This is a genomic window from Rhodanobacter sp. MP1X3, from assembly GCF_014207165.1.
Lineage (GTDB): Bacteria > Pseudomonadota > Gammaproteobacteria > Xanthomonadales > Rhodanobacteraceae > Rhodanobacter.
Genome location: NZ_JACHCO010000001.1, coordinates 364,594 through 377,395 on the forward strand (window position 1 = coordinate 364,594; position 12,802 = coordinate 377,395).

The window sequence follows — 12,802 nt, forward strand, 5'->3', positions numbered from 1 at the left end:
CTTGGTTCTACCCCATCACTGGCGTCGGTTGCGCTCATGTACGTTGTCGCCGATCAATGCACAGTCGAACACACCATCGGAGAACGCCAAAGGGCAAATCGGGCCAAAACGCGAGCGTACGCTTACTTGCTGTCGCGGATGATCTGTTATTGCCTCGCCTGGCATGCCGCTGGTATTGATCATTCGATTACCAAGGCCAAAATCAGCACACGACATGGCATACGAATACCGCATCCAGAATGTGCTGAAACCGGTATTTCCGTTTGTATTCAAATGAAAGAGGCTTGCTTAAATCGATGCGGCCGAATATCGGGTGAAGCAGTCGAGCCATCGCCTATCGGCTGGATTCAGCACCTAATTTATTCGCTGTCGGATGAAAGCGCCGATGTCGCGGATGGCCTCGTTCGCTTCTTTGAAAGTGGGAGCAAACGCTTGCCAGACGTGCCACATCCCCGGCCATACGCGCAACGACACGTCCACTCCGGCGGCTTGGGCACGCTGTGCCAGCAAGCGAGAATCATCCAATAGGATTTCGTCGTCGCCTACCTGGATCATCAGCGCCGGCAATCCATGCAGATCGGCATGGATCGGTGACATATAGGGATGCGCCAACGGCAGGTCGCCGGCGTACATGGCGGCGCTGCGGTGCAATCTTTCCGTGGTGGGGAAAAAGATGTCGCGGCTGGCGAGGCTGGTGACTGACGGGTTCGCAAGTTCCAGGTCGGTCCAGGGCGATAGACAGACGACGGCAGCGGGCAACGGCATGCCTTCGTCGCGCAACCGCAGGCTCAAGGCCAGTGCCAGACCGCCTCCAGCGGAATCGCCAGCCAGCGCAATCCTTCCTGGCGCAATGCCTTGATCGCTGATCAGCTCGCGATAGGCGGCTACGGCGTCATCAAGTGCGGCAGGAAACGGATGCTCAGGCGCCAAGCGATAATCCAGCAGTAATACCGACGCCGCGCTGGCCACGGCGATGCGCATGGCCAATGCACGGTGCGTATTGCACGAGCACAGCACATAGGCTCCTCCGTGCAAATACAGGATGACCTGATCGTTCGTCGAGCTGTTCGGCCGCAACCATTCTGCATAGCGGCCGCCCGCACGGGTAGCCTGCTTCGTTACTCCTTTGGGTAACTCGCGCTTTCTGGCCATGGCTTCATAGCGCGCGCGTATCGCTTCCACGGATGCGTTTGGATCAGTCCGTTCGATCATTTTCTTCACGATGTAGCGAACGATTCGGCTCTTAAGTGATGTCATGTCGGCCCAAGGTCAAAAAAGTAAGGCGGCCCCCACACCCTAGAAGCACGCCGTGTTGATGTATGGCGGTTTAGGGAACGTTGCGGATCTGGCGCACCAGCACACCGCCCAGCAGGGTAAATATTGCGGTGATCAGATATAACGCGGGATAGCCACCCAGCTGCGTCACCAGGATCGCCGCGATAGCCGGCGCCACTACCTGCGGGGCGGAGTTGGCGATGTTGATGATGCCGAGATCCTTGCCGCGGTCGGTGGCCAGCGGCAGCACCTGGGTGATCAAGGCCTGGTCAACTGCGACGTAGATGCCATAGCCGAGCCCGAGTACGGCCGAAGCCGCCAGCACCAGTGGCCAGGTGGGTGAGGGCATCAGCATCAGTGCCGCGGCCGTCATCACCACGCTGGACAGGATCACATGGATCTTGCGGCGACCGCTGCGGTCGGAGAGCGCACCGCCCGCAAAGGCTCCGACCAGTACGCCAGCCGTGTAGACCGCCACCACGATCAGCAAACCGTCTTCTGCCGCCCTGCCCGGAAACAGTCGCTCGTAATGCAATCGGTCGCGCAGGAAATACAACATGTACAAGGTGCCGATGGCGTTGCCGAGATTGATCAGGAAGCGCGTTGCCCAGGCCCAGGCGAAATCCGGATGTTCACGCGGGCTGATCCAGAAGCCGCGCAGGAATGCGCGCCCATCCCATGTCGGGCGCTGGTCGTGTCGCAAAGGTATATCGCGCACCAGTCCCACGAATGGCAGCGCGCACAATACCAGTACCACAGCGACCAGCAGATAGCCTTGCGCGATGCCATGCGCCAGTTGGGTTACCAGCAAGGCACCGACCACCACGCCCAGTGGCTGGGTCACACCCACCCAGGCGCTGCATACTGCACGCTGCGTCACCGGCACCTGGTCCGGCACTTCGGCGGTCAAGGCAGCGAGCATCGCATTGAGCGCGAACTGCGCCACGCACCACCACAGCGTGATGCCTAGCAGGGTGCCTTGCCGGCCCAGCATCACCATGGCTAATGCGCCGACCAGCGCACCGCCAATATTCCAGGGGTGACGGCGGCCGAAGCGCGAGATGGTACGGTCCGACCAGGCGCCGAATAGCGGATTGGCGAACAGCGATACCAGCGCACCGATGCCAGTCACCCAGCCCAGTGCGGACTCTTTGTGCGTCGGTGCGAGAACTTCCATTTGTTGTGCCAGCAGGATCTGGATTGGCGCGAAAAAGGCCATCCATACGCCAAGATTCGACAGCGCCATGCTGGTGAAAAATCGAGCGCGTACCGGTGTGACAGGTTCGGCCAACGCACTGCAGGATGCCCCACTATCGGCTTCATGTGTGGCGCTTATGTTCATCGATTGGCTGCGATCACCTGGCGATACCAGTCGAACGAAGCCTTGGGAGTGCGCTGTTGGGTCGAATAATCGACATGCACCAGCCCGAAGCGGGGCCGATAGCCTTCGGCCCATTCGAAGTTGTCGAGCAATGACCAGACGAAATAGCCGCGCACGTCGACGCCCGCGTCCATCGCCTGGCGCAGTGCGTGCAGATGCGCCTGCAAGTAGGCAATACGGCGCGGATCATCGATGCGGCCCTGCGCATCGACTGCATCGGGAAATGCCGCGCCGTTCTCGGTAATGAAGATCGGCGGTAACTTGGCGCGATAGCGCTTGCGCAGATACAGCAATAACTCGCTGAAGCCATTGGCATCCACCGGCCAGCCCATCTCGGTACGTTCCAGGTGCATGGGTGGCTCGGTCGCTTCAATCGGCACGGCACCGCCCTTCGGCGCACTACGGACGTATTGCGGGTTATAAAAATTGATGCCGAGGAAATTCAGCGGTTGCGCAATGGTTGCCAAATCGCCAGCGCGCAATGCCGACCGGTCTATGCCGAGTAGGCGTAACGCCAGCGGATAACGGCCAAACAGTAGCGGATCGGTATGCATTCGCAGATGCAGGGCTTCGAGCAGGTGGGCCGCTAGTCGATCCTTGATGCGGCTAGACGCGGGCCGCGCGCGCGCCATGCTTTGCGCGATACCGATCTGCGCGCCTGCCGGCAGTATCGCTCGCAAGGCCTGCACCGCCTTGCCGTGCGATAGCAGCAAGTGATGCACCACCGAGAAGATATCCAACCCCAACTGCTGCCCCGGTGCGTGCGTACCGATGGCATGGCCGAGCACGGTGTGCTCGAAGGTTTCGTTGTGGGTGATCCAGCGCGACACGCGATCGCCCAAACGTTCAGCAACGATCCGCGCGAATTCGGCGAAACGATCGGCAGTGTCACGGTTGAACCAGCCCCCGGCGTCCTGCAGGGCTTGCGGCAGATCCCAATGGAACAAGGTCGGCGTTGGACTGATGCCTTTCGCCAGCAGCGCGTCAATCAGGCGCGAATAGAAGTCCAACCCCTTGGGATTCGCCGCACCACGACCATTCGGCTGGATGCGCGACCAGGCGATCGAGAAGCGATAGGCATCGACACCGAGCGTGGCCATCAGTGCCACATCGTCGGGATAGCGATGATAGTGATCGCAGGCGGTTTCAGCCGTATCACCGTTGGCGATGCGGCCGGGCTCGCTGCAGAAGCTATCCCAGATCGAAGGGCCACGACCGTCTTCGTGCAGCGCGCCTTCAATCTGATACGCCGAGGTGGACACCCCCCAGAGAAAATCTTTGGGGAAATCCAGTTTCTTAGCGGATTCGTGCATGGTGGCGATCTTATTCAAGGTGATCTTGTTCAAGATGTAGATGCCGGGACTCGAATGTCCGCTTCTGCCGCATGCCAACCACTTTCGCTCGAGTGCAGCCCGGATTCGGCATACGCGTTCCGGGCTTGCGCTGGTTATCTCGCTTCGCAACCTCGCACCAACAGTCAGAAGCTCATGCCCATTTCTACACCCCACATGCGTGGCGGCGTGATGTAGGCGAACGGTGTTCCCAGAATGCTTGCGCTGATATTGTTGATGCTCTGCACGTACTGTTTGTTGAACACGTTGTTGACGAAGAGCCCGACGCTCCATGGCGAATGCGGTGAAGACCATCCCAGGTGCAGATCGGTGCGATTCTGCGCCACGCCAAGGGTAAAGGCAGGCGTGGTCAAACATTGACCTTGCGCTACCGAATCGTCGTTGCAGCGGGTTTTCCCGCGATGAGCTTCTTGCAGGGTGAAATTCAGATCGCCGTTGGCGACATCGTGCCAAACGTATTCCATACCCGCGGCAATCGTCCACAGCGGCTCACCCACGGGTTGTCCTGCAAGACTGCCGCCTTCCGGATCCACGTAGTGCTGGTAGGTCGCATTGATATAGCTGGCGGTAAGGTTCAGTCGCAACGCTGTTGTCGCTTGCCAATGCGCCTCGAGATCGACGCCTTTCGCCACCTGGTCACTGATGGTGACTTCGTATATGGGTAACGCGCCGTTGCCATTGGAAATCAGGCTGAGCGATTGCAGGTTGGAATAGCGGTAGTAATACGTCGACGCGTCGAACAGCAGCCGATATTCCGGAAAGTAGCTCTTGATGCCAAATTCGTAGTTCCAGACTTCTTCCGGCTGGTACACCGAGCCTACCTCGTCCGCATTGAAGCCACCGGCCTCGTAACCCTTGGCTACTGAGCCGTACAGCATCACGTTGGGAGTCCATTTGTAATCGAGCACGACGCGCGGACTGAAGTCGTTCCAACTGCGACTGATGCTGTATGGGGCACTCGTTGCCGCTGGGCTGTTGAATTCGATGTTCTGCTGAAAGGTCTGGATCGGTGGCACACCGGGGATGTTGAAGATGCCGAGCGCCTGCAGCTTGGCCAGGGTGGCATCGAGCTGCGGCGCGACGCGTTCCGGGTTGTACCAGCTGAAGGCCTTTTCGTCGCGGGTGAAGCGCAGGCCCGTCGTCAAATCCAGACGATCGGTCAAATGCCAGATCAGGTCGCCATACAAGGCATAGGCCTGCGAGCGCGCATGATTGAACATGTCTTCCTGCCACGGGTCATTGAGCAACGACAATGACCCTAGCCCTGCCGACGAAAGCGCGCTGCTTATGGGTCCATACAGGCCGCCCGGTGCGACCCCGGTATTGTTCAAAACCGTATCGATACTGTTCGTGAGCAGATCGATCTGATTGTCCTGCCGTGCATTGTCATGGTAGTAGCTCGTGCCCGCGACCCAGTCGAGCAGATCGTTCTTGCCGGACAACTTGAATTCCTGCGACCAACTGGTGTTCTGCTCGATATTGTCGGTGGCAAGATAAAGGTACGGCTGGTTGGTGCCGTCGCTGTCCTCGAGATTCGACGTGGAAAAATGCCGATAAGCCGTGATCGAACTCAGATCACCGAACGAGAATGGATGGTCGACAGACAGCGTCACGCCATCGAAGTTGCGCTTTTCATTACTGTTGGCGACGTCGTTGTAAACCGGCGCCGTAATGGGGTTCAGATAGGTTTGCGGATTGGCCGGAAACGGCAGCACTTCCGGAGCAGACGGAACAGGGACCAGTCCGATCGCCGGGCGCGCCGGCTGGTTCAAATGCTCGTGTTCCCAGGCGACTCGTACCACGGTATCCCCGGGGAAGTTCCAGCGCAGTTGGTTGCGCATACCCCAGTCGTCATTCTTGTTGTAGTGCTGGCCCGTCGCTGCATCGCGCAACCAGCCGTCACTTTGGTTGTCGACAAAACTGAAGCGATAAGCGGCGTCAGGCGTGATCGGGGCATTCAACACGGCGTCGATATAACGTGTGCCGTAGTCTCCCAGACGCACGTGCGCCTGTTCTTCCCAGTCATCTTCCGGGGCAACGGTCACCACGGAAATGGCACCCGCCGCACTATTGCGTCCGAACAGCGTGCCTTGGGGGCCCTTCAGCACTTCGACGCGCTCAATATCGTCGAAGGTGAGTAGCGCACCGCCAGTCTTGCCGGTGTAGACCCCGTCTTCGTAAATGCCGATAGGGGAATCCGTACCGATACCAAAATCCGTGACACTGATGCCACGCAGCGTGTAAACAGGTTGCGTCGGCTGCGAGCCATCGACAAACAGGCCGGGAATGTAACCGTTCATTTTGGACAGATCGGTCGCGGCCAGTGTATCGATCTGTGCCTGAGTCACGATCTGCATGGCAATCGGCACGTCCTGCACTGCCTGTGTACGGCTCTGCGCGGTCACCGTAACGTTGCCAAGATTGGTTGCCGCCTTGTCGTGGGTCGCGGCTGTGCTGGGCGTTACCTTCGCCGCTTTCACAGGGGTTGGTGCGTCGGGAGCGGGCTGCGTCTGCGCCATCGCGCCAGCGCTCAGCAGCAGCGAAAACGCGACACTGTTGCCCAGGATACCGCGCAGACAAACGGCAAGTTTTCTTTGACGAATCGACATCTTTAACACCCCTCGACGATCTCGTGATGACCCCAACGGCGATTTCCAATCGGAGCAACGCCACTGTTTCAGCGTGCGAATCATTTCGCATTGGCGGCGTCTTCGTGGCCGGTGCGATACCTCCCCCGAACGGCACGTAACGACGCCAGCCCCGTTTCCAATAGTGATTCACTTCCGGCGGGTTGAAGTGAGGACGGTTTGGGCCGATTCGATCCCCACTCGCCACCCGTTGTCAGCACCGCCAAGCCCAGCTGAACTCACGAAAGGATTGCCTTGCAGCGAACTATGCGCGCGTCACTGAATCCAGTATGGGGACCAAAATGGCCAATTGCGGAAAGAACCATTCCAAACGGTGGAATGCGGTCGGTCCATATCGCTGTGATTTCACCTTGTTGGACAGTGAGCCCTCTTCGAAGCCGTCTATCTTCGGCGAGTGCTGGCAGCATCCAGAGAGCTGCATCCAGATACCGGGATATCATTGCCGCAACAGACTGGGAGGTTGCCTGCTGCACGATGCGAATTTTTGGGCTGTTCGCGCGCAGGGTGAATCACCTGACGATCTCAAGTATTGGCAGCCTCGGCCGTTGAACAAGACAGTCTGTCGACACATCCCTGACCTGACACGGTCAAGGCGGCGAGTAAACGATCATTGCGGCGGTATCCCGCTGCTGCGGAGAGACGTGACGCGCCGTCGGGATTGAGAAAAAGCCGGCAGCGGAGCGTGAGAAGACATGGGGAAAATCTGGAAGCGATGGTTTATGCGTGATGTGCCCGTGGCTGGATCAGTCGCGGCTATCAGAACGGTCGGCGCATTCGCGTCCGCCGCCGATCCGTCGACGATGCAGGATGTTCCGGTGCTCGACAGTGCCGAGATCGAAGACCGCTTTTATCGCCTGGTGCTTGGCATGCCTGACTCGACTGTCGTCGACATGCGTCTGCCTGAAGCGGCCATGCTCAAGCGACTCGATGAAGTGTGCGGTGCCGATCGCTTCGACATTGGCAGTTTGCCGCGTCTGCCAGCGATACTGCCGCAGCTTTTGCGTCTGCTCAAGAGTGATGAAGCTGATGGCACCAAGGTAGCCCGGTTGATCGGTCGCGATCCCGTGCTCGTCGGTGAAGTCATGCGCGTGACCAAGAGTGCGCATTACCGCACGCTCAAGCCAATCGCGAGTTTGCAACATGCTGTGGTCCTGCTCGGCCATGACGGTCTGCGCAGGATGGTGACGCAGCATGTGATGAAGCCGATCTTGCAGGGCAGCGCCGGCATGCTTGGTCATGCTGCCGGGCAGCGTTTGTGGGATCACGCCGAGCAGTGCGCGCACGCTGGCATGTTTCTGGCCAAAGGCCAGAGTGATCCGTTCGAAGCGTACTTGGCCGGCATCGTCTGCAATGCAGGTATCGGCGCGATGATCCGCGTGCTCGACCAGGAGGTATGGCCGACGATTGGTGTCTTCAGCAGGAGCTTTCTGACCAGCATCGCGAAGATGGGGAATCACCTGACATTGCGAGCGGCACAACACTGGGAGTTGCCGCCCAACGTCATTGACGCCTTGCGCGAGCGCATGGATGCACGCAGCAAGCCGCCGGTCACGGTGCTTGGCAAGGCGCTGCTGGCCGGCGATCAGCTGGCGATGATTCAGCTGCTGGCCGAAAATCATCGGGTGGAGCGCGCCACACCGCTGACCAAGGATCGTGTCGATGGTCTGCCAGCGTTGCTGGTCGATCGTGCCCGACAGGATCTGCGGCGCAGCTTCGGGCCACCGGACAGAAAAATCCATTGAGCGGATCGATGCGCGACCGATCGCTCATCGCCTTGCTGGTGCGCCAATCCTCACAAGGTATCTGGCAATTGCCGAATTATCAGTAGGCTTGCCGGTTGGCGAAGTTGTAAACCTGATCAGCCCATTCGGTCGATTCGAGATAAATCGCCGACATCCGTTCGATGTCCTGCGGCTGCACGTCGGTGGCACCAAGCTCACCCGCTTCCCAGATGTAGATCTGCCGCAGCGGGGCTGCGAAAGGGCCGCGATCTTCCACCAGCGCCTCGTGGATTTCGGGCGCGAGTGGCAGATGGCTCAGTACAAACTCCATCGGTGCGCACATCAGCGTGTCCAGCAGCGACAGCAGCCCGGCCATGAATGCCATGTCCTGGTATTTTACAGGCATGTCTTGCGCCAGCTTTTCGCACATATGGGCGCGGATCAACGCGGCGCGCAGCAGTTCGGGCGGCCGATCGTCCATGCCACCCAGCATCATGGTGTAGATCCAGTTGCGCATACGCGCCACGCCGAAAAAGATCGCCGCCTGCTGGATGGATTTGAGCTGTCGCGGTAACGCAAAATAAGCTGAGTTGACGCAGCCGAGAAGCTTGTAGCTCAGCACCGCATCGTCACGGATGATCTCGCCAAGCTCCACCGGGCCGGGATTGTTTTCCTGCAGCGCATTCATCAACCGCAGCAGACTCACCCGACTGGCGGTGAGGACCGGCACCTCGAATTGTTCGGGCAGAAGCAGGTAACGCCCCTGTATGGCCTGCACGGGCAGATGCTGGCAGCGACTGTAGATTTCGTAGTCGTCCACGAAGCCGGCAATCACGTCCAGCCCGCGCGCATGGAGTTCCTTGCTGCGCATCGCCAGCGTGCGTGCATCGAGCGCGCCGGCATCCAGCCGCACATGGGTGGCCATGGCCAGCAGCGGTTCCAGATTGCCGTAAGGTTCGTCAGTGTTGGCATCCAGCTCGCTCAGGTCCAGCAACAGTGCGCAACCGCGCTGGGCAAGTTGCTGCAGGCGTGGCACCAAGGCTGCGTCGCTGATGCTGGTCGGGTCGACGATGATACCCAGGCGTGGATGGTGCGCCAGCACATCGGTCTGCTCCATCAGCAGATCGCGCGACAAACGAAGGAAAGCGCGATTGCCACGCACCAGCCGAGTCATCACGCCATCGGTGATAGTGGCGAGCAGGCGCCGCATCAGCGTCGCTTCGGCATCCGGTCCCAGTTCGTCGCGATGGAACAGCAACTCGTAGGCAACCAGTTGACCGCGGCTATCCAGCATGGGGCTGCGCACGATCGGCAAGGGCAGATCGGGGATCAGCGCGCCGGTGTCGTCGTGACTGGACATGGTTCTGGCTAAGGTTGAGCTCATTGATCTTTCGTCAGGATCGGGCAAGTGCGTCGCCGTTGCAGGTGATCGCAGAGAACAAAAGTCGCCGCCATCGCACGACTGAAACGGCGCTTATCAAAACAGCGCTTTATCAATCAGGCTTCGGCCAGAGGCAGGGAACGATGTCCGGCCTGAAGCGTTCCGCTGTGACTGTAGACGCTGCTTTCATTGCCATTTCCCGTCAACACGGAAAGTGCCCGGCGCACCTGGGAAAGCCGCTGGCCGACCAGCGCGCCGTTGCGTTGATTCTTGTCTCTGCAAGTGGTCAACGTCTTGAGCAGCGCGCTCCATGCCGGTTGAACCGCTTGCGTGGCGTGTGCCGAGGAAGAACTCATGTGCAGCCGTTCGGCATCGAGCTGCTCGAGTCGGCGCATCAACATCTGTTTGGCTTCGCCAGCGCGGTTGAGTGCATTGGCGTCGGCACGGTTGAGCGCTTCGCGCTCCTCGTCCAGAACGAGGATCAGCTGCGTCGTGGCCGCACTCATGTCGTCCACGATGGCGCGCAGTGCGTCGTCGAGTTCGGCCTGCAACGGCGCGATCATGACGTGCCGTTGATCTGGCTTTCGATCGAGGTGAGACGATCGGCGATATTGCTGGCGTCGACGCGATAATTGCCGTCGGCGAGCGACTTGCGGATCTGCTCGACTTTGGCCGTATCCACCGGGCTTTGCGCATTCACGCTGCTGGCCTGATGCAGCGCGCGCGCCGAGTCGGTCAGCTTGACGCTGTCGTCGGCCTGCGGCGAAGCCGAGCCGCTGGCGCTGGTCGTGCTGGTCTGACTGCCGGCGCTGCCTTGGTTGGTCTTTGTCTGCGGTAGCGCAGGCAATCCGTTGGGCGAAATGGTCGTGTTCATAGGTCCTAGGATTCTCTTGTGCGTTGAGCCCCTGTAGTGGGCTTATCGGCATGTCCATCTGAAACTTTAAGGTCACCACTGCTGCTTAAGTATGCTTTTAATCAGACGTCAAGGTAATGCCTTCACTTCGCCCGCTGCCAGCACGATGCCGGGCACAATCTGCCCCGAATGCCCGTTACGTACACGCAGGCGCGTCCCGGTGTCGCCGCCGTCCAGGGCTTGACCGGTGGTGCGCACTTCGATGCCATCGAGCTGAGCGATCAGTTCGACCTGATCGCCGGCCCGCACCATCTCACGTCCATTGAGCTGGCCCGGCTGGAGCACGGTGCCCGGGCTCAAGGGCCGCGCCAGCGAACGGCCGGCGACCTGATCCAAGTTGTCGACGTAACCGTAGCCAAGTCGCGTGATGTCGCGCTCCTCGCTATGCACATCGCCCAGCCCGACGCTGTCGCCGCGGGCCAGCGGGCGGGTAGTGACAAGTACCTGGCGATAGATCTGCAGCTGGATCGGGACCCGGATCATCCAGCCCGCGCTGGTGGGGCAGCTCACTGACACGGCGACGCGCGAGCTGAGCCGCTGGCCCGCGGGCAGGCGCGCCTGCAAGGCTTGCGGACAGGCGGCGAGGCGCAGGCGCGAATTGAGCTGTTCCGGCACGATCACCACCCGCCCACCGGCTTGGGCGTATTGCGCGCGCACCGCCTGTTCGGCGACGGCGCGCACGTCGGTCGCGATATCCGACGCGGCTGCCGAAAAGCTCGTTGCCATGGCAGGAGCCAGCAGCAAGGCGATGAGCGTTGGCCGCTTCATGGGTGATTGTCGGCCAGCATGGTGGCGAGCTGGGCGTTGATGGCCTCGCGAGCGCTCTCGAATTTGCCGGACATCTGCGCCGCCTGATCGAGCTGGCCGCTGCCCAGTAGTTCGAGAAAGGCGTTGCCTTGCTCATGCAGGCGCGCGGCGGATTCACGCAAGGTCTGGCTGGCCGGATGACCGTCGTGGCGTGCCGCGAGTCGGTCCAGGCTGCGCTGAAGTGCATCTGTATCGAACCAGCGACGGTCCAGCGCGGTCGGTTCCTGTAGCGCCAGTTCCATGCCGTGGCGCAGACCCTGCACGGATTCGCGTATGGTCAGGCTGAGGCTGGCGATGTCATTGCCGTTCTCACTCTCCAGCCAGCTCAGACACAGCCGATGCGCCAGCACGGCCGCGCGATTGAGCCCTTCGCCATGGCGCCGCGCCTCGTTGGCACGGCGTTGCAGTGCGCCGAGCGATGCCTGAATAGTGGTGGCGCGGACCTGCAGGCCGTCTTGATTCTCGCGCAGCGTGCGCAATCGTCCGCCGGTACCTTGTAACGCGTCGCGGCCCTGATTCAACGAGGCTTCCGCGATGCCGATGCTGCTCTGCGCGCGTTCGAGCCGCTGCAATCCCAGTTGCACATCACCGTCCATGTGCAGCGAGAATTCGCCGATGGAGCCGGTCACGGTTTCGATTTCGGCTGTGGCCAGCGCCGTTTTTTCGGCCAGTTGCTTGACCTCGTCGGCGACTACCGCGAAGCCGCGACCTGCTTCGCCGGCGCGCGCTGCTTCGATCGCGGCATTCAGTGCCACCAGATTGGTCTGATGGGCGATCTCCTGCACGCTGGTGGTCAGGGCGCGGATCTGGGCGACCTGCTTGGCGAGATGGCTCTGGTTATGATTCATCGCGGACAATGCGCTGCGCAGCAGGCGTAACTGGCCGTTCAATTCGCTTACGGTGGCCTGACTCTGCTCGCTGGCCACGCTGGCCGCATCGAGACTGCTCTGCACCTGCTGCAAGGCAGTCGAGATCCCGGCACTGCCATCCGTCAAGCGGCCGACGCCATCGCGGCATTCGCCCGCGGATTGCTCCAGCGATGCCTGTTCGCGATTGAGCGCCTGTGCGTGGGTCAATACCAGGCTCTGCTGCTCCAGCGATTGCAGCGCGACGGAGGCCGGCGGACGCGGTGCCAGTCGCGCCAGCAGCGGCGCCAGCGCGTTGGCGGCGGCGGGATGCTGGTGGCTCAGTGCGGCGAGCTGCGCCTCGTTTCCGGCGAGTGCAGCTTGCGTCAGGGCGGCCAGATGCTGGCTGCGGATCAGGCTCATAAGCAAGGCAATTCCTAAAGGTCGTCACCCAGAGATCGTCTGGAAGTGCATAAACT

Annotated in this window: 10 protein-coding genes; 1 reads left to right on the top strand and 9 read right to left on the bottom strand. The window is 60.6% G+C overall.

The window, feature by feature from the left end; all coding sequences use genetic code 11:
• Nucleotides 1-354: 354 nt before the first annotated feature.
• The 4 genes from HDE79_RS01425 to HDE79_RS01440 all read right to left on the bottom strand — a co-directional run bounded on the left by HDE79_RS01425 (nt 355) and on the right by HDE79_RS01440 (nt 6,617).
• Nucleotides 355-1,212, bottom strand: a complete 858-nt coding sequence (locus HDE79_RS01425) for an alpha/beta hydrolase (protein ID WP_184600141.1) — start codon at nt 1,210-1,212, stop codon at nt 355-357.
• Between the two features lie 115 nt (nt 1,213-1,327).
• Nucleotides 1,328-2,617 carry an MFS transporter gene (locus HDE79_RS01430; RefSeq protein ID WP_184600142.1) on the bottom strand — a complete coding sequence of 430 codons (1,290 nt, stop codon included), beginning with the start codon at nt 2,615-2,617 and terminating at the stop codon, nt 1,328-1,330.
• Complete coding sequence (locus tag HDE79_RS01435; RefSeq protein ID WP_184600143.1) at nt 2,614-3,969, bottom strand: GH1 family beta-glucosidase; 1,356 nt, start codon at nt 3,967-3,969, stop codon at nt 2,614-2,616. Before HDE79_RS01435 ends, HDE79_RS01430 begins: the two co-directional genes overlap by 4 nt.
• Before the next feature lie 164 nt (nt 3,970-4,133).
• On the bottom strand, nt 4,134-6,617 hold the full coding sequence (locus tag HDE79_RS01440) for a TonB-dependent receptor (protein WP_184600144.1): 2,484 nt from the start codon (nt 6,615-6,617) through the stop codon (nt 4,134-4,136).
• Between the two features lie 758 nt (nt 6,618-7,375).
• Between HDE79_RS01440 and HDE79_RS01445 the strand changes: the two genes are divergently transcribed.
• Entirely contained in the window at nt 7,376-8,398 is a 1,023-nt protein-coding gene (locus tag HDE79_RS01445) for an HDOD domain-containing protein (RefSeq protein WP_255488207.1), read from the top strand.
• Between the two features lie 79 nt (nt 8,399-8,477).
• On the opposite strand, the gene HDE79_RS01450 is transcribed toward HDE79_RS01445, so the two are convergent.
• The 5 genes from HDE79_RS01450 to HDE79_RS01470 form a co-directional block, all read right to left on the bottom strand.
• A complete protein-coding gene (locus HDE79_RS01450) occupies nt 8,478-9,761 on the bottom strand; it encodes an HDOD domain-containing protein (protein ID WP_184600145.1) in 1,284 nt (427 codons plus the stop codon).
• Nucleotides 9,762-9,874: 113 nt separating this feature from the next.
• Nucleotides 9,875-10,321 (bottom strand): flagellar protein FlgN, encoded by a 447-nt coding sequence (locus tag HDE79_RS01455; RefSeq protein WP_184600146.1) that lies wholly within the window; start codon nt 10,319-10,321, stop codon nt 9,875-9,877.
• The gene (gene flgM / locus HDE79_RS01460; RefSeq protein ID WP_184600147.1) at nt 10,318-10,632 is read right to left on the bottom strand and encodes a flagellar biosynthesis anti-sigma factor FlgM; all 315 of its coding nucleotides are present in this window, start codon (nt 10,630-10,632) and stop codon (nt 10,318-10,320) included. Before flgM ends, HDE79_RS01455 begins: the two co-directional genes overlap by 4 nt.
• Nucleotides 10,633-10,740: 108 nt before the next feature.
• Nucleotides 10,741-11,439, bottom strand: a complete 699-nt coding sequence (flgA, locus tag HDE79_RS01465; RefSeq protein ID WP_184600148.1) for a flagellar basal body P-ring formation chaperone FlgA — start codon at nt 11,437-11,439, stop codon at nt 10,741-10,743.
• Nucleotides 11,436-12,746 (bottom strand): methyl-accepting chemotaxis protein, encoded by a 1,311-nt coding sequence (locus HDE79_RS01470; RefSeq protein ID WP_184600149.1) that lies wholly within the window; start codon nt 12,744-12,746, stop codon nt 11,436-11,438. The genes flgA and HDE79_RS01470 overlap by 4 nt, the downstream gene beginning before the upstream one ends.
• Nucleotides 12,747-12,802 lie beyond the last annotated feature (56 nt).

Bases quoted from the DNA above. Each gene is read 5' to 3' on its own strand.
- HDE79_RS01425 (WP_184600141.1), bottom strand. From the start codon at position 1,212: ATGATCGAACGGACTGATCCAAACGCATCCGTGGAAGCGATACGCGCG.
- HDE79_RS01430 (WP_184600142.1), bottom strand. From the start codon at position 2,617: ATGAACATAAGCGCCACACATGAAGCCGATAGTGGGGCATCCTGCAGT.
- HDE79_RS01435 (WP_184600143.1), bottom strand. From the start codon at position 3,969: ATGCACGAATCCGCTAAGAAACTGGATTTCCCCAAAGATTTTCTCTGG.
- HDE79_RS01440 (WP_184600144.1), bottom strand. From the start codon at position 6,617: ATGTCGATTCGTCAAAGAAAACTTGCCGTTTGTCTGCGCGGTATCCTG.
- HDE79_RS01445 (WP_255488207.1), top strand. From the start codon at position 7,376: ATGCGTGATGTGCCCGTGGCTGGATCAGTCGCGGCTATCAGAACGGTC.
- HDE79_RS01450 (WP_184600145.1), bottom strand. From the start codon at position 9,761: ATGAGCTCAACCTTAGCCAGAACCATGTCCAGTCACGACGACACCGGC.
- HDE79_RS01455 (WP_184600146.1), bottom strand. From the start codon at position 10,321: ATGATCGCGCCGTTGCAGGCCGAACTCGACGACGCACTGCGCGCCATC.
- flgM (WP_184600147.1), bottom strand. From the start codon at position 10,632: ATGAACACGACCATTTCGCCCAACGGATTGCCTGCGCTACCGCAGACA.
- flgA (WP_184600148.1), bottom strand. From the start codon at position 11,439: ATGAAGCGGCCAACGCTCATCGCCTTGCTGCTGGCTCCTGCCATGGCA.
- HDE79_RS01470 (WP_184600149.1), bottom strand. From the start codon at position 12,746: ATGAGCCTGATCCGCAGCCAGCATCTGGCCGCCCTGACGCAAGCTGCA.